Consider the following 19932-nt stretch of genomic DNA (forward strand, 5'->3'; position numbering starts at 1 on the left):
ATTGGATTTGTACATATGAATATTTTTAGCAAGGGAATACTGTGTTTAATGATTTCGCCACTATTTTTGGCAGGTCAGGCTACTGTACATACACCCCAACACCAGTCAATAAATGAAAATGAAATTAAGCATTCATTTTTTATAGCGGGACCAAATTTTACTGGGATTATCGGTGAAAATGGAGAGGAAATCTGGGATTCCGGGAAAAAGAGTGCTAGGGATGGCTATGTCTTAGGCAATGGCAATATCCTTATTTGTTGGGCAGATGAAGTACGTGAGTACAACAAGAAAAAAAAGGTGATCTTTACCTATACCAGAGCGGAGAAATCCATGGAATTGGGAACCGCGCTGCGTTTATCCAATGGCAATACCATGATTACCGAATCCGGATCGGATCCAAGAATAATAGAGGTTAATAAAAAGGGTAAAGTGGTAAATAGCGTACCACTTAAACCCGAAACGGATAATGTACATATGCAGACTAGAATGGCCAGGAAATTATCCAATGGCAATTATTTAGTGCCTCATTTATTGGCCTTTGCCGTTAAGGAATACCAACCTGATGGGAAAGTGGTAAATGTCTTTAATACAGATTTGGAAGATTTGGGCGGAAGGGAAGCTGAAAATTGGCCTTTTACAGCCATTCGCTTGGATAATGGAAATACCCTGGTTACATTGACCCATGGGAACAAGGTGGTGGAGTTTGATTCCAATGGCAAGGTAGTCTGGAAAGTAACCAATTCCGATTTACAAGAAGCACCTTTTGTTGACCCTTGCGGGGCACAAAGATTACCCAATGGCAATACAGTGATTGCGAGTTATGGGGCTCAAAAAGGAATTAAATTATTTGAGTTGGCACCGGATAAGTCTATGGTTTGGAATTACAAAGGACATAGGGTACATCATTTTCAAATATTGACCACTAATGGAAGGCCCATAAATGGTACTCCACTTAAATAGTATAAATGGGATTTATCTTCTTGCTGAATGGGGGTATTTTGGATAGCCCACCAGATGTTGTTTTGTTTTTTGGACGGTTTCATCCTGTAGTTGTGCATCTCCCCATAGGTTTTCTAATCATGGCCATTATGGCGCAACTGGCTACATACTGGCCTAAATTCAGGCCTTTGGGAATTTATCTTCCGTTGATGTGGCTTATGGGAGCATTTAGTGCATTCTTAGCTGTGATTTTTGGTTATTTCCTGTCCCTAAGTGGTGGTTATGATGAGGATACCCTTTTATGGCATCAGTGGGGGGGATTGCCGTAATGTTATTGTCCTTTGGATGTTACTTTATCAATAAGAAATGGAGTAATTCACTCGCCATTCCAAAATGGATAATGGTCTCTATGGTTGGGCTTTTACTATTGTTAACTGGGCACTTGGGTGGGAACCTGACCCATGGTTCTACCTATTTATTGGAATATGCACCCAACCCAGTTAGGAATCTGGCCGGATTGCCTTCAAAGGTGGAGCCTCGTGAAAAAGTCACGGTATTGGATTCTTCAGATGTGTTTCTTGATTTGGTGCTGCCAATGATGCAATCTAAATGTGTTGGCTGCCATAACGAGGGAAAAAATAAGGGAGGTCTTGTGCTTACCTCTTATGTGAAAATGATGGTGGGAGGTGAAAGTGAAAATACCATTGTCCCAGGTGATGCCTTGGAGAGTGAACTGGTTAGAAGAATTACCCTCCCATCGGAACACGACGATTTTATGCCATCTGAAGGAAAGTTACCGCTTACGGATCAGGAAGTAGTACTCATAAAATGGTGGATTAAAATAGGAGCCCCGCAGAATGGTTTTGTAACCGAATTGGATACGGAAAACGCAGTAAGTTCTTTGGTGAGTAATTATTTAGGGTTGGATAAGAACAATCTTTTCAATAAAAAGGTTTCCCCGCCCAATCGCTCTATCGTTGATTCTTTGGTTCGTCATGGTTTTGTAATCAATCCTTTGATGAAGGACAATTATTTTTTGGAGGCCAATTTTAGTTTAAGTGAATATGATCTTAAAGCTTCCGATATGGACAGCCTATTGGAATTGAAGGAGCATTTGGTTTGGCTTAACCTAGGCAATTCGCAGGTGAAAGACGCATACCTGGAAAAAATAGGATTGTTGCAAAATCTGGTAAAGTTGGACCTTAGGGGTAATGAAATAACCGATAAGGGGATAAAACACTTATCTAAATTGGAGAATTTGGAATCGCTTAACCTTTATGGGACAAAAGTTTCCAAAGGTGTCCTGGACCTTGTGCCTAAATTATCCAGATTAAAGAAATTATACCTCTGGCAGTCCGAAGTATCCAATGAAACCATAACGCTATTAAAAGATCAAAATCCCGGTCTCACCGTAATTTTTGAGCGGGAGTGAATTTTAATAATAATTATATATTGTTATCATAAGGGTAATAATGGGGAAGTGAACAAATTACGTCTGGTAAAGTAGTTGGGAAATACCATATTTTCATCAGTTATACATAATGATATTGGTATGGGGCCATGTTAAAAATAAGATGAGGTCGTTACCGTTTTTGGCCTCCCTTATTTTTATGAAGGCTATGCGCATTTGTGATTCTACAGTTTTAATGGATATTCCTTTGATTGATGCTATTTCCTTGTATTTAAACCCGTACATTTTATTCAGAATGATGATTTCCCTGCACTTAGGGGGTAAGGATTCAATTATTTTTTTCATTCTTTTGACACGTCTTTCCATAGCTTCGGAATCTTCTTCAATGCAGTTTGTTAGTGCTTGCTCCCAAACATCCCTTAGAATTTTTTCCTGTTTTTTAGTCTTCTTAACAGTATCAATATATCGATTATAAGCTATGGCATATAGGTAGTTTTTTGGGCATTTGGTTTCATCCAATTTGCTTTTGTTGTTCCAAAAATCAATAAATGCCTCTTGTACAATGTCTTCAGACTGTATCCTGTTCTGTGTGTAAGTGGTAATATAGGCCAAAAGGCGATCGTAGTAGGCATTAAAGAGATACCTAAATGCGCCCCTGTCCCCATTTTTTAAAGCAATTACCGCATTATTTTCGTTCATTTCGCCCTGTGGTAAAATATTAGTATTTAGCCTATTTCGGTGCGAATATCAAAAAAAAAAACATTTTTTTTAAGGGTTTTGTAAATATTGATAGTATTAATTGGGTAAAGCATACCTCGGCCTAACTGAACCGTTTTATTATGTGCCAAAAAATTGGAGGAATTAAATGAAGAAAAAAATTTCCAAACTTCTTGTCGGAACTATTACTGAAAAGGAGGTTGATCAACTTCGGGATTGGGTGAATGATCCCAACAATAAATCCATTCTGGAGGCCTACGTTCGCGATTATCACGATTTAAACCTTATTTCACTCAAAAGTAATATTGACGAGGCTTATAACAAGGTGATCAAGGAAATCGAAACTAGGGAGAAGCCCACAAGAAAGCTTGGGGTCATTTGGATGAAGTACGCTGCCGTAATCGCTATAATACTTGGTGTTGGATATTTATTCGAGTATAATTCTTTTTTCTTGACAAAGGAAGCTGTAGTTGTGCCCAAGAACGAATCTATAACCCTTGAAATAGGGAATGGCACTGTTCAATCTATAGATATTAATGCTACAGCAGAGGTAAAAACTGTGGATGGCAATGTTGTGGGAATCCAAAAGCAGGATCAAATTAGTTATACCAATTTGGACCACGCCAAAAATTTAGTGTACAACACAATCAATATTCCCAATGGGAAATCCTTTAAATTATTACTTGCTGATGGAACTTTGGTGTTCCTAAATGCCGGTAGTTCCCTGAGGTATCCTGTAAATTTCTCCACTGATGGTGATAGGGAGGTCTTTTTAACAGGAGAGGCCTATTTTAATGTTAAAAGCGATATGGAAAGACCGTTTATTGTTAATGTCGATGGGCTGGATGTAAAAGTATTGGGAACGGAATTTAATATCTCTGCCTATCATGAGGACCTGAATATTGAGGTAGTCCTTGTCCATGGACAGGTAAGCCTAAAGAAGGAGGAGAGACCCGATCACGGTGCTGTGGACCTCACCCCGGGCCAAAAAGGGTCCTTCCATTTTGCTTCCGAGAATATAAGTGTTGAAGAGGTAAATACGTCCTTGTACACCTATTGGATGCAGGGCCATTTGGTCTTTAGGGAGCTCACTTTCGATAAAATATTAAAAAAACTGGAACGCCATTATAATGTGGAAATCATCAATTTGAACAAAGAATTGGGGAATGAGGTATTCAATGCAAGTTTTGAGAAGGTAGATATAGGAGAAGTTCTTGGATACTTTAATGAAACCCACAAGATTGAATATAGTATAGTAGATAATAAAGTAATTATAAAATAGTAACAATAGAGAATCAACCTAAAATCAAATATCAATGCCTATGAAGTAAAATTATAAATCCCGGCACTTTTATATAAAACAAAAAACCGGAAAATGTTAGAGCATTTCCCGGCATTCATATGTGATCGTGCCATTATTAGCCAACCACTATAAAAACAATTAAAATTATGAAAAAACTTTTTAACCGACTTAGGTTGGGATTGACTTTGTTGAAATTCGACTTAAGAATGAAACTCACCGCATTATTATTAATTACTACATTCTTGGGATTACACGCTAATGATAGCTATGCCCAAAAGACCAAAGTAAGTTTGGATGTAGAGAATACAGCTATCAAAGAGGTTATAGATAATATTGAGTTTAGTACGAAGTTCAAGTTTGTATATAAAACCAGACATGTGGACCTTCAACGAAAAGTGTCTTTGAAAATTACCAAAGGCCATATAGATCGAGTGCTAAAATTAATGTTTGGGAATACAAACACTTCTTACAAACTTCGGGGGACACAAATTATATTGTGGCAAGATTCCACGAAAAGTGTTCCCGAGGAACAACCGAAAGCAAATACTATTGTTCCATTACAAGAACAACTTACAGGACAGATTTCAGATTTGGATGGGAATGTTCTGCCTGGAGCCACCGTTATTATAGAAGGAACATCTGCAGGGGTTATAGCGGATTTTGACGGAAGATATTCCATTGCCGTAAAGCCAGATCAAATGCTCGCTTTCTCCTATATTGGAATGGAAACGCAATTGATTAAATATGTAGGGCAAAAAACATTGGATGTTTTTTTGGAATCTAAGTTGGATGAATTGGAAGAGGTAACCGTAGTGGCTTTTGGCAAGCAAAAGAAAGAAAGTGTTATTGCTTCGGTTTCCACAATAAATCCAAGCGAATTAAAAATACCGAGTAGCAATTTAACTACCGCCTTGGCGGGTCGTATGGCCGGTATAATCTCTTACCAGAGAAGTGGGGAGCCCGGTCGTGACAATGCCGAATTTTTTATCCGGGGGGTTACTACATTTGGATATAAAAAGTCGCCCCTAATACTAATCGATGGGATTGAACTGACCGCCACGGATTTGGCGCGATTGCAACCAGATGATATTGCCAGTTTTTCCATTATGAAGGATGCCACGGCCACGGCCCTATATGGAGCAAGGGGTGCCAATGGTGTTATTTTGGTAAATACCAAAGAAGGAAAAGAAGGCCCTGCCAAGTTGAATTTTAGGTATGAGAGGACCTTGTCCACCCCCACAAGGGCCTTGGAATTGGCAGACCCGGTTACTTATATGAAACTGCACAACGAAGCCATTAGGACAAGGGATCCATTGGGGGGGCGTGCCTATTCCTTGGAAAAAATAAGACAAACGGAGCAGCTAAACAGAAATGAAATGGTATATCCTGCCGTAGATTGGTTCGATGAAATGTTCGAGGAAAGTACGTTTAATGATCGCTTTAATTTTAACGTTAGTGGTGGAGGTAAGATAGCTCGTTACTATCTGGCCGCAACATTAAATACGGACAATGGAATTCTTAAGGTCGATAAGCGAAACAACTTTAATAATAATGTCAATGTTAAAAATGTTTCACTACGCTCCAATGTAAATATAGATATTACCAAGACCACGGAGGTAGGGGTTCGGTTCAGTGCAAATTTTGATGATTATAACGGTCCGATCGATGGGGGCGAAACCTTATTTAGAAAGGCTTTGCAAACCAATCCGGTACTTTATCCAAAGTACTACGAACCGGATGCGCAATATGCCAATACACAACATATTCTTTTTGGTAATGACGGACAAAATGGTGATTACCTGAATGCCTATGCCGATATGGTTAGGGGCTACAAAGAAGAGAATAGAAGTAAAATACTGGCTTCAGTGGAAATCAAACAGGATTTGGAATTTATAACCGAGGGCCTGTCCGCCCGCGCTATGGGGAATACTACCCGCGAATCCTTCTTCAATGTTAGTCGTGGCTATAGGCCTTTTTATTACAGTCTAGCGAGTTATGATGCACAAATAGACGAATATTCATTATTTGCCTTGAACCCAAATGACGGATCGGAATTCTTGGAATACGATGAAGGTAATAAGGACGTAGCTACTGCCTTCTATGCGGAAGCAGCCATAAACTATAACCGGACCTTTAATCAGAAACACACCACAACAGCAATGTTGGTAGGGATTATGAGGGAACAAAAAATTGCCAACGCAGGAAATCTACAAAAATCTTTGCCCTATAGAAATATGGGTGTTTCCGGAAGGCTTACCTATGCTTATGATAGTCGGTTGTTTACGGAATTTAATTTCGGATATAATGGTTCCGAACGTTTTGCAAAGCAAGAACGATATGGGTTTTTCCCATCAATGGGTCTAGGATGGGTCGTCTCCAATGAAAAGGCATGGAAATCTGTCAAAGAGGTGGTCAATAAACTAAAACTAAAGGCTACCTATGGCCTAGTGGGGAACGATGCCATAGGAAATGAAAATGACAGGTTCTTCTATATCTCACAAGTGAATATGAACGATGGAGGTAGGGGCGTAAGTTTTGGTCAGGACTATTTTTACCAACGAAATGGGATAAGCATAAATAGATATAGCAATAACCAGATTTCTTGGGAAACAGCCAAAATGACAAATATTGGATTTGAATTGGGATTGTTCAACAAGTTGGATTTTCAATGGGATTATTTTAGGGAAAAGAGGACCAATGTACTTATGGACCGTTCCCAAGTGCCATCCTCTATGGGTCTCCAAGCACCCTTAAGGGCCAACATTGGGGAAGCCTCTTCGGATGGTTTTGAAGGAACCCTGGATTATCAGGAAAGCTTTGCAAATGGGCTTTGGCTTTCCGCAAGGGGCAATTTCACCTATGCTACCAGTAAGTTCGATGTTTATGAAGAACTTGATTATGTTGGGGCCGGCCTTCCTTGGAAATCGAGGATAGGAAACTCCCTAAATCAACCATATGGGTATATAGCGGAAAGATTATTCGTAGATGAGGCGGATATAGTAAATTCTCCTTTTCAAACTTTTGGCGAATATATGCCAGGCGACATTAAATATAAGGATATTAATGAAGATGGGGTGATAGATAGCAATGATGAGGTGCCAATTGGATTTCCCGATTCACCTGAAATTATTTATGGTTTTGGAGCATCTGTAGGATATAAGAATGTGGATTTTTCTTTCTTCTTTCAGGGTTCTGCGCGTTCTTCCTTCTTTATAGACGGTTACAAAACAGCACCTTTTATAGATATAAACGATTCCAATAACCAAGATTCCAATTGGAACTCCAAAAATGGAAACAATGCCTTGTTGCAGGTTTGGGCAGACGACCATTGGTCGGAAGACGATAGGGATATTTATGCAGCATGGCCAAGATTGTCAGATCAGGTGGTGGACAACAATAATAGAAGAAGTACCTGGTTTCTTAAAAATGGCGATTTTTTAAGGTTGAAGTCGGTAGAACTGGGTTATACCTTTAATAAGGACACCTTTATTTCGAAAGCTAAAATTGCATCCATGAGGATATATTTAAGTGGGACCAACTTGTTGACCTTTAGCCATTTTAAACTTTGGGATGTGGAAATGGGCGGAAATGGATTGGGATATCCCATTCAAAAAGTATTTAACCTAGGGGTCAATTTAAATTTCTAAACAAATATTATGACATCTGCCGCAACTGTTTGGAGATTATCACCAATGGATTTGGCAAACTTCGCCTGTGTCAACACAGGAAGATATGACCATAAAAACAAATAAAAAGAAACAAATGAAAAAATATATAGTATTGATATGGGTTTTCCTATCATTAAGCTGTGACGATTATTTAGATATAGTCCCAGACAATTTGGCTACCATAGAGATAGCCTTCAATAATAGAATTTCAGCAGAACAGTTTTTGTTCACTTGCTATAGTTATGTTCCCAATCATGCAGATACCCAACAAAATTTTGCTTTGTTGGCAGGGGATGAAGTGTGGTATTACGGAGAACAGGATTTTTATGTTAACAATGTTACCAGTGCACGTTTGGCAAAAGGGCTGCAAAACGGAACGGAGCCTTACCTCAATTATTGGGAAGGAGGAAGAGGTGGGTACAACATGTTTGTGGCCATTCGCGATTGCAATATATTTTTGGAGAACTTGAAGGACGTCCCTGGTTTAAATGTGGCGGAAAAAAACAGGTGGATAGCAGAAGCCAAAACCTTAAAGGCATTTTTCCATTTCTGGCTAATGCGAATGTATGGGCCTATTCCCATTGTTGATGAAAATATACCGGTAGATGCCACAACGGAAGAAACCCAGGTAAAACGTAATTCGGTAGACGAAGTAACCGCCTATATTGTGGGACTTTTGGATGAGGTCATTGAAAGTGGGGACCTGCTTGAAAAAATCACACAAATACATACCGAAAACGGCAGACTTACCAATCCAGCTGCAAGGGCTATTAAGGCCAAGGTATTAATGCTGGCGGCAAGTCCGTTGTTCAATGGCAATTCTGACTTTAGCGGTTTTGTGGATGAAAATGGAAATAATTTGGTCAACCCGGTTTATGATGAACAAAAATGGGTAGCGGCAAAAGAAGCCTGTTTAGAGGCCATTGAATCGGCAGAAGCCGCAGGACATGCATTATATGAATTTACCGATTTGCTGCCTATTGGGCAGATCAGTCCGGAATTAAGGGAAGAGCTAACCTTAAGGACCACTATAACCGATAGATTTAATTCAGAATTGATTTGGGGAGTGGATAAACATTCAATTGGTTCCTTACAAAGGTGGTGCCAACCGCGTTGGACCGGGGATCATAATGCAAAATTTGGGGACACCAAAAAATCCCATGCTCCTACACTAAATATGGTTGAGGATTTTTATACGGTAAACGGTGTGCCCATAGAAGAGGACAATGATTGGGATTTTGCCGATAGGTACAACACTATTACTATTCAGGATCAACTGGTGGAAGACCATAAATATACCTTACAGGACAATTATACTACAGCAAAATTGCATACCTACAGGGAACCTAGGTTTTATGCTTATGTGGGCTTTGATGGGGGTAAATGGTTTTCAATGGAGACGGAGGATCCTGAAGATTTACCGCACCTGAACGCCAAGTTAGGGCAGTTTTCTGGGAAAAATGGTTTTGAAATCTATTCCATTACCGGGTATTTTACAAAGAAACTAGTTGGTTATGAGACTATTGTAACCAAAAATGTAACCACTTTTGTAGATTATACATTTCCCATAATCCGTTTAGCCGATTTATATCTAATGTATGCAGAAGCAGCCAATGAAGTTAAGCCAGCTCCGGATGGGGAGGTATATGAATATATACAAAGGGTAAGGACCAAGGCGGGCTTGGACAAAGGTTCAGATCTTGTGACTACGTGGGCACAACACTCCAATAAACCCAATAAGCCAACAACAAAGGACGGTATGCGGGAAATCATTCAACAAGAAAGAAGAATAGAACTAGCATTTGAAGGTCAACGCTATTGGGATTTACGTCGATGGAAACTTGCAGAAGATTATTTTGCCAAGCCAATTAGGGGATGGAATATTAATTCTGCGAGTATTGATGGATTTTATCAAGTAAAGAACATCTTTTTCAGAGATTTCTTAACAAAGGACTATTTATGGCCAATTAGCCAAAGCGAATTACTTAGAAATCCAAACTTGGTTCAAAGTCCAGGCTGGTAAAAAAATAATTATAAAGGTTAAAAATAATTTAAAGGACATGAAAAAGTATATAGATTTAATGATTTGCTTTATAGGGGTTGTACTATTTTTTGGGTGTCAGGAAGAAGATAAACAACACCCTTACGGAACAGACACCAAAGCGCCGGATAAGGTTGTAATAGATAATGTTATAAACCACCCAGGTGGGGCGGTTGTTTATTTTACTGCGCCAAGCGATGAGGATGTGTTGTATGTACGGGCCAATTTTAAGGACGATAGGGGCAATAAAAGGGAAGTAAAGGTTTCAGCTGTAATGGATTCCTTGGTAATCCAGGGCTTCGGAAAGGTTGGAAATTATGATGTAGATGTTTTTGCCGTAGACAGGAGTGAAAATTTATCCGAAGTTGTCAATATTAGTATTGCTCCTTTAGACCCACCTGTCCAGTCTATTTTGCCCTCCCTTGTTGGAGAAGTGGATTACGGCGGTGTAAAGGTGAGCTATGAAAACCCTACCAGGGCTGAGGTTTCCTTGAATGTCGTAAAATTCAATGAACAATTGGGCGATTATGAATACAGGGAATCCTTTTTTACCAGTCAACCCGAAGGACAATATAGCTTTAGGGGGTACGAAAGTGTAAAATCGAAATTTGGGGTTTATGTTGAGGATAAGTGGGGAAACATATCGGATACCGTTTATTTTGAAGTAACCCCCATTCCCGATGAATTCTTGGACAAGGAAAAGTTTTCAATATTTAAAATCCAGGGCGATAAAAGTTTTAGTGAGTATGGCTTTAATGCAAGCCAAATGTGGGACAAGCGTTGGAGCGATCAATGGAATTGCGGGCATACCAACTTTGAACCCTTGCCCCATTACCTTACCATCGATCTTGGGACTACGGTTAAATTAAGTAGGTTTAAACTATACCAACGAGGCGGTAGTGAACTTTATAAGCATGGTAACCCCAAGCATTTTAAAATCTACGGGACTAAGGATATCAATAATTTGCCTCCATATGATGCAGCCGATCCAACCGCAGGTTGGACATTGCTTAAAGAATGTTTTTCCTTTAAACCATCCGGTCTGCCCATTGGGCAAGTTACCTCCGAAGATATAGAATTTCAGAACAAAGGGGAGGATTTCGAATTTGACGTGGAAAATTTAGTGGAGGTGCGCTATATACGAATAGAGAATATTGCTACTTGGGGCGATCAAATAGTATCAGTAATTGGTGAACTCTCTTTTTGGGGAGAAATTACTGAATAATACATATAATTTTAAAAGATAAACGTTATGCGGACAAAATTAATAAAATTAGGGTCTTTAGTGTTTTTACTGGGACTTACGTTAATGGCATGTGGAGGGGATATGGAGTCTATTCACGAGGAATATCTTCAGGGCGAAAAAATATATGCTGGTAAATTGGATTCTTTACGTACGGAAATAGGCTATAAGCGTATTAAAATAATTGGTGACACTAGATTTTTGGGAAATTCCAAAGAGGTTACCGTACAATGGGAAGATCAATCCAGGGTATTTAAAATTGAAGGGGATCTTAAAGAGGAGTTTGAAATAATTGTGGATGGTCTTGCCGAACATAGTTATGAGTTTAAAGTCTTTACCAAGGATCCCTTGGGAAATAAATCTGTTGACCAAATCATAAAGGGGTCCACGGTAGGTGATTTATTTAGGTCCAGCCAAATACCCAGAAGGTTGACCGGGTTTGATGTTGCCGAGGAAACCTATGCCAATTGGGCGAGCAAGGCAGAATCCGAATTCGTTATTTTCACCCAAATAGCCTATGATAATAATGCTGGTGGAATAACTAAGGATACTGTTTATCCAGACGATTCTTCAATATTATTAACAGATTGGAAGCCTTTGGGAAAATTTGAAATAATTTCCGCGGTCTCTTCCGGGCTTATGGGATTTGATACCATTTATTTGGACAAAATAGAAAAGACCTTGCCCGAACCTCCATATGACCAATTGGAAAGTAGTTATTTTTCCATGGTAGGAATGCCCAGCGATAATCCGGGGACCTCCTATGGAGGAAACCCTAAACAATACTTGTTCGATGGGGATGGTAGCTGGAGTGGAAGTGATTCCCACGGCTATCATTCAGGGGAAAATGCAATACCCCATCATTTTACGGTAGACTTAGGGGTAACTACTAGGGTGCGAAAGGCTAGGTTAGATCTTAGGGACCCCAATAATTATGCAGGAAACAACCCTACGCATGTTGAAATTTGGGGGATAGACGATATTACTGGAGCGGAAACCGCCTCTAGTGATGCCGCAGAATTTGAGGCCAAAGGATGGCAATTGCTACATAGTACTCCTGTAGATGGCCAGAACCAACAAAGTGTAGAGTTCAACATTCCTTTCGGGCCAATGGTGCGCTATATAAGATATAGGGTTACCAGTACGGTCGGAGGCAGTGGGGCTCAATTGACCGAACTAACTTTTTGGGGACAGGATACACAGGCCCTGGAGTTGGATAAAAGTTCCATAATTATGGTCGGGATGCCCAGCGATAATCCAGGAACATCCTATGGCGGCAATCCCGTTCAATACTTATTTGATGGGGATGAGAGCTGGAGCGGTAGCGATTCTCAAGGATATCATTCCGGTGAAAATTCGATACCACATCATTTTACCTTGGATCTTGGGGTAACCGCAGAGATTAGAAAATGTAGGTTAGGATTACGTGACCCCAACAATTATGCAGGTAACAATCCTACCATGGTAGAGCTTTGGGGCATTAACGATATCTCAGGTGCGGAAACGGCTTCTAGCGATGCTGCGGAATTTGAGGCCAAAGGATGGCAATTGATGTATAGGGGAGCAATTGATGGAGAGAACAATCAAATTGTTGAATTTGATGTGGCATCAGGACCCTCTTTTCGCTATGTGAGATATAGGGTTACAGGTACTGTGGCCGGTTCTGGAGCACAATTAACGGAAATGACCTTTTTCGGGGTAGGAATAAAGCCTTTGCCTTAGATTTTTAAGAGATTGATGTTAAGTTAGTTAGTAGTGTTAGAGGTAAGGGGTATTAAACTCCTTACCTCTTTTTTTTGTCCATGAATGGAAATAAATACCCATTAATGTGGTATTTATGGAAAGGGAACCAATTGTTGGAAAAGAAATGGTAAAGAGCTCTTCACCTAAAATAATTAGGTTGAACCAAGCTTTGATAAATGGTAAGTGGCTAAAAGACAATTATGATATGAAACTAAAGACATTGAAATTCACCCAATAATTGGTGGGCTAGGTTCAAAATAACGCCCTTGGAAATTAGGTAGGGGCACTTGATTTTTAATCGTTTATACAATAGTTGGCCCCACAAATTTATTTTACTTTAAGTTATTCTATTGTTTTTCGACTAATACTCTTACTATCTCAATACAAGACAGACGGAATGGAAGGGAAAATAGATACAGATTTAGGCAATATAAAATTTTCAGTTTTGGACTTGGTACCCGTAGCTCAAGGTGCAACACCCTTACAGTCTATTCACAAGAGCCTGGAATTGGCTCAACATGCGGAAACTTTAGGCTTTGAGCGGTTTTGGATATCCGAACACCACAATATGGAAAGTTTGGTGAGTTCCGCCACGCCAATTTTAATAGGACATATTGCCCAGGGAACCAAAACCATCAGGGTAGGCTCCGGTGGAGTTATGTTACCCAATCACGCACCCCTAATTGTAGCGGAACAATTTGGTACCTTGGAGACACTTTATCCAGGAAGAATTGATCTAGGCTTGGGAAGGGCGCCAGGAACAGATCAACTAACGGCTAAAGCTTTAAGAAGAAATAGAACAGAGAACGTGCACGATTTTCCAAATGATATAGCCGAATTACAGACTTATTTTTCCAAGGAGAATAAAAATGCTGCGGTGAGGGCCATTCCCGGGGAGGGATTAAATGTGCCCTTGTATTTACTGGGCTCTAGTACTTTTAGTGCTCAATTGGCCGGATCCAAAGGGTTGCCATATGCTTTTGCGAGTCATTTTGCCCCTACACATTTACATGAGGCCTTAAGATTATACCATTACAATTTTGAACCTTCGGCACAATGTATTGCACCCTACACTATTGCCTGTGTTAACGTTATTGCCGCAGAAACCGATGAAAAGGCCAAACATTTGGAGACAAGCCTTCAGCAATTGGCTTTGGGAATTATTAGGAATACCAGAAAACCATTGCCGCCACCGGTAAGGAGTATGGATGGTTTATGGCATGAGGTAGAAAAGGCCCAAATACAAATGATGATGTACTATAGTTTTGTAGGATCCAAGAAAACCATAAAAGCACAACTTTCAGATTTTATAGCAAATACCCAGGTCAATGAAATAATGGCGGTATCCCATATTTTTGATCATCAGGACCGCCTAAGGTCCTATGAAATTTTGAGTAGCCTTCTTAAAGATGAGTGAATTTGGTTTTGTAAAAGCCATATTTTTGGTATCATGAAGTCTGGATGACAAATTTTAACTAATTTGTGGTTCTATTACATAAGTTATAAATGTGGAAGAGGTTACATTTAATAATATGGTTGATGGGGCTTATATTGGCCTGCAAATCTGAAATACACAGTCAGGACAAAGTGCTCAAGGTCAAGGAAATTGAATATAACGGACAAGTTGGTTTGGAAAAGGTGTCCCAACTCTTGGAACAGTATGCCGCGTTGGAGCATGTGGATTTAATTAACTGGGATAAGTTTTCATACCACCCCGATGTAGATTTTAGGATAGCCCATAGCAATAATGCCATTTGGCTAAAATACTATGTTAGGGAAAAAAACATTTTGGCCAATGTTGAAGAGACCAATGGTCCTGTGGCCCGTGACAGTTGTGTGGAATTTTTCTTTGACCCCTTAGGGAATGGAAATTACTACAATTTTGAGTTTAATTGTATAGGTACGGTTCATCTGGCTTATGGTCCCGGTAGAGGAAAGCGTCAATTTGTGGACCCCAAGACCATTGGGAATCTAATCCAAGTAGAAAGTTCTTTGGGAACCCAAACCTTTGCAGAAAAAACGGGCGACTTCACTTGGGAAATGACCATTATCATACCTGCTGAGATCCTGAACCATAATCCTGAAATTAAATTAAAGGGCTTACAGAGTACTGCAAATTTTTATAAGTGTGGCGATGCTACTTCCCAACGCCATTATTTAACATGGAATCCGGTTGGAACTGAAAAGCCGGATTATCACAGGCCAGAATTTTTTGGCCAATTAATTTTTCAATAAGCAATATCCGGGTGATTGTAGGTCACTTTGGGGAACAGCATATTTTGGAGAGATATTTTTTAAACTTTCAACAGAAACCGCACTTTTTTTTGATTTAGGCAATATAATTGTTAAATATTGGAAATAAAAAGGGAAATTTATCCAAAGTATTATTAAATTTAAGATGTGTACGAACACATCCTAAAGAGTTAACGGCAGGATCTACATGCAGGCCGAGGATGTTATTATAGGGTAAAACAAGAGTTCCCGTCCATACATAGGGATTAATAGGGATTTTGCAAAATTGCCCATTTTGGAGAGTCAATCACTGGTTTATAAATTACATAATCAATGCCCATTTCCCCGCGAATCAAAAAATTAATTTTTTGTGTTGTGCCTATTTTGACTTTGGTGCAATGTGAATTACAACCATCCCGTGGGGGCCTTTTTTTACCTGAAGGCTTTAAAGCGGTTGTGGTCGTAGACAGTATAGAGGAAAGGGTGAGGCATATTGCGGTATCAGATGAGGGGCTACTATATGGTAAACTAAGAAATTCCAATGAAAAGGGAGGTATAGTTGTAATTCAGGATAAAAATAATGATGGCAGGGCAGATGTGATAGAAAAATTTGGGGCATATCGTTCGCTACAAAAACGGAGTTATTCCACGGCTATGAGGATTTATAATGGCTACCTATATTTTAGTTCGGAATTGGTCATTTATCGCTATAAATTAAAACCGGGAACATTAATACCTGAAGGGGAAATGGAAATTGTAATGACCGATGATCATGGACATGGCAAGCACGAGCATATAGGAAAGCCCATTGCTTTTGATAATGAGGGCCATATGTATGTGCCTTTTGGAGCTCCATCCAACGCTTGTCAAAACCCTAAAAGAACCCCTAGGGCTCCAGGTATGGACCCATGCCCACAACTGGAGGATCATGGAGGTGTTTGGCGTTTCGATGCCAACAAGTTGGGCCAGACCCAAAAGGATGGATACAAATATGCCACAGGGATACGCAGTGTAGTGGCAATGGATTGGAATTCGGAGGATGGTAACCTATATATAGTGATGCACGGTCGGGACGATTTAAATAGACTGTTTTCAAATATTTATTCCGGTTGGGATAGCGCCATGCTCCCTTCCGAAGAATTTATAAGAGTAACGGAAGGTTCAGACTTTGGCTGGCCTTATTGTTATTATGATCAAATACAGGAAAAGAAAGTACTGTCGCCCGAATATGGAGGCGATGGCAAAATAGTTGGAAGATGTAAGGACTTTGATGATCCCATAATGGGCTTTCCAGGGCACTGGGCACCCAACGATTTGGTTTTTTATGATGGGGATAAGTTGCCAAACCGGTATAAAAATGGAGCTTTTATAGCCTTTCATGGATCTACCAATAGGGCGCCTTACCCCCAATCTGGATATTTTGTTGGATTTGTTCCGTTCAAAGACGGTAAGCCTTCAGGCGATTGGGAAGTTTTTGCGGATGGTTTCGCCGTAGTTGATACCATCGCCAGCGTTAACGATGCCAAATACAGGCCTATGGGTATTGCTTTTGGGGAAGACGGTAGTATGTATATTTCAGATTCGGTTAAAGGTAAGATATGGAAGATCGTTTTTGAGGGTGATAAAGATAATTTCGGTCAGGAGCAATTAGCGGAAATGGAAAAAAGAAAATTATTATCCCACATTAGAACACCGGATGAAATTAAGGATAACCTTATGCCCAAACAATTCACTGGTGCACAAAAGACCTATTACACCTATTGCAGTCCCTGCCATCAAAAGGATGGTAAAGGGGCAACAGGTAGGTTTCCAACACTCAACGGAACAGATTGGGTAACCGGGGATAAGGAAAGGCTAATAAATATTGTTTTAAAAGGTATGGAAGGTTCCATTGTAGTAAATGATGAGGTCTTTAATGGGGTAATGCCACAGCATAGTTTTTTGAGTGATGCGGAGATAGCGGATCTGCTTACTTATTTAAGATCAAATTTTGGAAATGATGCCGATGCGGTTACCGAAAAAGAAGTCTCAAACTTAAGAATGGGCTTATAGGATTTCGCACCATTAATATCAAAGATTAAATAATAATTGAAAAAATGAAAAATATGCTAAAAAAACAGATTTGGGCCATTGTTTTATTGTTGTTGACAACTATTTCGCTTAGGGCGCAGGATTACGACATCTTGGTTAAAGGTGGGCATGTGGTAGACACAAAGAACAATTTGGACCACGTAATGGATGTAGCCATAAAAGATGGAAAAATTGCAAAAGTCCATTCCAAAATTCCCGAAAACCAAGCCAGATCGGTGATTGATGCCCAAGGGTTAATTGTTGCTCCCGGACTCTTGGATATTCACGGACACAATTTTTTTGGGACCGAGGAGGATGCGTACTTGAGCAATAGTTTTAGTGCTTTGCCCCCTGATGGATTTACCTTTAGGAGTGGCGTTACCACTATTGTTGATGTAGGTGGTGCCGGTTGGAAGAATTTTAAAACTTTTAAGGCACAGACGATAGATAACTCAAAAACACGGGTATTGTCTTTCTTAAATATTATAGGATCGGGCATGAAGGGAGGTGCCATTGAGCAAAATATAGAGGATATGAATCCTAAAATGACGGCCTTTGTTGCCTCCCAGCACAAGGGGACCATAGTGGGGGTAAAATTGGCCCATTATAGTGGTTTTGATTGGGAACCTGTACATAGGGTGGTGGCAGCGGGTACCATGGCCGATATCCCGGTTATGATCGATTTTGGAGGTAGTGAACCGGAGTTGTCCTTGGAAACATTGCTCATGGAAAAACTTCGCCCAGGAGATATTTTTACCCATGCCTATGCCCATGTACAAGGTAGGACCCCTGTGGTGGATGAAAATGGCAAGGTAAGGAAGTATGTCTTTGAGGCTCAAAAACGAGGGGTCATATTTGATGTTGGCCATGGTGGTGGCAGCTTTGTGTTTGAGCAAGCCGTACCAGCCGTTAAGCAAGGTTTTTTACCTAATTCGATAAGCACGGACCTTCATACCGGAAGTATGAACGGGGGAATGAAGGATATCCTCAATATAATGTCGAAATTTCTCAATATGGGCATGCCGGTAAAGCAGGTAATTGAATGTGCAACCTGGAATCCGGCACAGTATATTAAACGCACGGATTTGGGACATTTGACAGTTGGGGCCGTGGCAGACCTAACAATTCTAAACCTGCGAAAAGGGAATTTTGGGTTTATTGATACACAGGGGAAAAAAATAATGGGCAATCAAAAATTGGAATGTGAGCTGACCCTAAGGGAGGGGGATGTGGTTTGGGATCTTAATGGTATTTCCAGACCAATGTGGAATGCGAAGTAAGCCCAGATATGGGAAATGCATTTAATTGGATTAATCTATAAAAAAATAAGTTATGCTTAGTAGGAGAAAATTATTAAAAACGCTATCCAGTGTTCCTGTGATGGGAGGATTGGTAGGTACTGGAATGTTAACACCACAATTGCTCGGCGCCTCAGTTACCCAACCGGCGAAACGGAATTTTTTCAAGGAGCTGGGGATACGTACATTTATCAATGCAGCCGGAACCTATACTTCCATGACCGGATCCCTAATGTCCGAAGAGGTTACATCGGCCATCGTATTTGGCGCAACGGAATATGTAGATTTGGATGAGCTACAGGACAAGGTGGGTGAAAGAATAGCGGAATTGTTACAGTGCGAATATGCCACGGTATCCTCTGGAGCCTTCGGTGCCATGTCCATTGGGCTGGCAGGGGTAATCTCTGGAACGGACTCCGAAATCGCCGCCCAACTCCCGGATACTACAGGACTAAAACACGAGGTAATAATACAGGAAGGCCATAATATTGGTTATACCCATGCCCTTTTAAACGTTGGCGCCAAAATAGTCGTTGTTAAATCGAAAAAGGAAATGGAGAAGGCCATTAACAAAAATACGGCAATGCTCTGGTTTTTGAATGCCAATACCGACAATGGGGAAATTAAGTATGAGGAGTTCATAGCTATTGGAAAAAGGCACAACATTCCAACCTTTATTGATTGTGCCGCAGACGTACCCCCAGTGGAGAACTTATTCAAGTTTACCAAGATGGGGTTCGATTTAGTGGCATTTTCAGGAGGAAAAGGAATTAGAGGGCCTCAGAGTGCCGGATTATTGTTGGGAAAAAGAGATCTCATTAAAGCGGCAAGAATACATACCCCTCCACGTGGAAGTACTATTGGCAGGGGGATGAAAGTAAATAAGGAAGAAGTTCTAGGGATGCTGGTAGCCTTGGAAATGTATTTGGCCAAGGATCATCAAAAGGAATGGGAACTTTGGGAAAATCAAATTAGATTAATTAGCGACAGCGCCCTATCCGTAAAAGGTGTGCAGACAGAAATACACGTGCCACCTTATGCGAATCATGTTCCTTCCCTACGAATTAAATGGGATAGCAATTTAGTTAAGATTAGTCCGGAGGAAGCCCGAAAAAAGCTAATGGAAGGGCACCCTGCCATAGCAACGGTGGGCGACAAGGAAACTATAGGCATAACTACCTGGATGATGGATCCGGGCCAGGAAAGAATAGTAGCCAAGCGCCTTAAGGAGGTGTTGGTAAAAGTATAATAAATAGAAATTATTTTT

At 40.3% G+C, this 19932-nt stretch carries 14 protein-coding genes; 13 read left to right on the forward strand and 1 reads right to left on the reverse strand.

Features of this window, described 5'->3' with window-relative positions; translation table 11 throughout:
• The first annotated feature begins 15 nt into the window (after window positions 1–15).
• Genes C7972_RS00660 through C7972_RS00670 form a run of 3 tightly spaced genes read left to right on the forward strand, consistent with a single transcriptional unit; the run spans window position 16 to window position 2371 of the window.
• On the forward strand, window positions 16–960 hold the full coding sequence (locus C7972_RS00660) for a hypothetical protein (protein WP_110354285.1): 945 nt from the start codon (window positions 16–18) through the stop codon (window positions 958–960).
• Between the two features lie 5 nt (window positions 961–965).
• The gene (locus C7972_RS00665; protein WP_110354286.1) at window positions 966–1268 is read left to right on the forward strand and encodes a DUF2231 domain-containing protein; all 303 of its coding nucleotides are present in this window, start codon (window positions 966–968) and stop codon (window positions 1266–1268) included.
• Window positions 1241–2371 (forward strand): c-type cytochrome domain-containing protein, encoded by a 1131-nt coding sequence (locus C7972_RS00670; protein WP_110354287.1) that lies wholly within the window; start codon window positions 1241–1243, stop codon window positions 2369–2371. The genes C7972_RS00665 and C7972_RS00670 overlap by 28 nt, the downstream gene beginning before the upstream one ends.
• A gap of 96 nt (window positions 2372–2467) precedes the next feature.
• On the opposite strand, the gene C7972_RS00675 is transcribed toward C7972_RS00670, so the two are convergent.
• Window positions 2468–3049, reverse strand: coding sequence for an RNA polymerase sigma factor (locus C7972_RS00675; RefSeq protein WP_110354288.1), 582 nt, complete (start codon window positions 3047–3049; stop codon window positions 2468–2470).
• Between the two features lie 166 nt (window positions 3050–3215).
• On the opposite strand from C7972_RS00675, the gene C7972_RS00680 reads away from it, so the two are divergent.
• From C7972_RS00680 to C7972_RS00725, 10 genes are all read left to right on the forward strand, one after another.
• A complete protein-coding gene (locus tag C7972_RS00680) occupies window positions 3216–4349 on the forward strand; it encodes a FecR family protein (protein WP_110354289.1) in 1134 nt (377 codons plus the stop codon).
• Between the two features lie 167 nt (window positions 4350–4516).
• Window positions 4517–8017 carry a TonB-dependent receptor gene (locus C7972_RS00685; RefSeq protein ID WP_220020841.1) on the forward strand — a complete coding sequence of 1167 codons (3501 nt, stop codon included), beginning with the start codon at window positions 4517–4519 and terminating at the stop codon, window positions 8015–8017.
• A 115-nt stretch (window positions 8018–8132) separates the two neighbouring features.
• On the forward strand, window positions 8133–10061 hold the full coding sequence (locus C7972_RS00690; RefSeq protein ID WP_110354771.1) for a RagB/SusD family nutrient uptake outer membrane protein: 1929 nt from the start codon (window positions 8133–8135) through the stop codon (window positions 10059–10061).
• A 37-nt stretch (window positions 10062–10098) separates the two neighbouring features.
• Complete coding sequence (locus tag C7972_RS00695) at window positions 10099–11304, forward strand: DUF5000 domain-containing lipoprotein (protein WP_110354290.1); 1206 nt, start codon at window positions 10099–10101, stop codon at window positions 11302–11304.
• A gap of 27 nt (window positions 11305–11331) precedes the next feature.
• On the forward strand, window positions 11332–13044 hold the full coding sequence (locus C7972_RS00700) for a DUF4998 domain-containing protein (protein ID WP_110354291.1): 1713 nt from the start codon (window positions 11332–11334) through the stop codon (window positions 13042–13044).
• A 418-nt stretch (window positions 13045–13462) separates the two neighbouring features.
• On the forward strand, window positions 13463–14482 hold the full coding sequence (locus C7972_RS00705) for an LLM class flavin-dependent oxidoreductase (RefSeq protein ID WP_110354292.1): 1020 nt from the start codon (window positions 13463–13465) through the stop codon (window positions 14480–14482).
• A 122-nt stretch (window positions 14483–14604) separates the two neighbouring features.
• Window positions 14605–15300, forward strand: a complete 696-nt coding sequence (locus tag C7972_RS00710; RefSeq protein WP_181422792.1) for a carbohydrate-binding family 9-like protein — start codon at window positions 14605–14607, stop codon at window positions 15298–15300.
• A 372-nt stretch (window positions 15301–15672) separates the two neighbouring features.
• Window positions 15673–17349 (forward strand): PQQ-dependent sugar dehydrogenase, encoded by a 1677-nt coding sequence (locus C7972_RS00715; RefSeq protein WP_220020842.1) that lies wholly within the window; start codon window positions 15673–15675, stop codon window positions 17347–17349.
• 44 nt (window positions 17350–17393) lie between these two features.
• Entirely contained in the window at window positions 17394–18647 is a 1254-nt protein-coding gene (locus tag C7972_RS00720) for an amidohydrolase/deacetylase family metallohydrolase (RefSeq protein WP_258364743.1), read from the forward strand.
• A gap of 52 nt (window positions 18648–18699) precedes the next feature.
• Window positions 18700–19914, forward strand: a complete 1215-nt coding sequence (locus C7972_RS00725; protein WP_110354295.1) for a selenocysteine synthase — start codon at window positions 18700–18702, stop codon at window positions 19912–19914.
• The last annotated feature ends 18 nt before the right edge of the window (window positions 19915–19932 follow it).

The sequence above is a fragment of the Arenibacter sp. ARW7G5Y1 genome, assembly GCF_003201775.1.
Lineage (GTDB): Bacteria > Bacteroidota > Bacteroidia > Flavobacteriales > Flavobacteriaceae > Arenibacter.

Bases quoted from the DNA above. Each gene is read 5' to 3' on its own strand.
- C7972_RS00660 (WP_110354285.1), top strand. From the start codon at position 16: ATGAATATTTTTAGCAAGGGAATACTGTGTTTAATGATTTCGCCACTA.
- C7972_RS00665 (WP_110354286.1), top strand. From the start codon at position 966: ATGGGATTTATCTTCTTGCTGAATGGGGGTATTTTGGATAGCCCACCA.
- C7972_RS00670 (WP_110354287.1), top strand. From the start codon at position 1,241: ATGGCATCAGTGGGGGGGATTGCCGTAATGTTATTGTCCTTTGGATGT.
- C7972_RS00675 (WP_110354288.1), bottom strand. From the start codon at position 3,049: ATGAACGAAAATAATGCGGTAATTGCTTTAAAAAATGGGGACAGGGGC.
- C7972_RS00680 (WP_110354289.1), top strand. From the start codon at position 3,216: ATGAAGAAAAAAATTTCCAAACTTCTTGTCGGAACTATTACTGAAAAG.
- C7972_RS00685 (WP_220020841.1), top strand. From the start codon at position 4,517: ATGAAAAAACTTTTTAACCGACTTAGGTTGGGATTGACTTTGTTGAAA.
- C7972_RS00690 (WP_110354771.1), top strand. From the start codon at position 8,133: ATGAAAAAATATATAGTATTGATATGGGTTTTCCTATCATTAAGCTGT.
- C7972_RS00695 (WP_110354290.1), top strand. From the start codon at position 10,099: ATGAAAAAGTATATAGATTTAATGATTTGCTTTATAGGGGTTGTACTA.
- C7972_RS00700 (WP_110354291.1), top strand. From the start codon at position 11,332: ATGCGGACAAAATTAATAAAATTAGGGTCTTTAGTGTTTTTACTGGGA.
- C7972_RS00705 (WP_110354292.1), top strand. From the start codon at position 13,463: ATGGAAGGGAAAATAGATACAGATTTAGGCAATATAAAATTTTCAGTT.
- C7972_RS00710 (WP_181422792.1), top strand. From the start codon at position 14,605: ATGGGGCTTATATTGGCCTGCAAATCTGAAATACACAGTCAGGACAAA.
- C7972_RS00720 (WP_258364743.1), top strand. From the start codon at position 17,394: ATGAAAAATATGCTAAAAAAACAGATTTGGGCCATTGTTTTATTGTTG.
- C7972_RS00725 (WP_110354295.1), top strand. From the start codon at position 18,700: ATGCTTAGTAGGAGAAAATTATTAAAAACGCTATCCAGTGTTCCTGTG.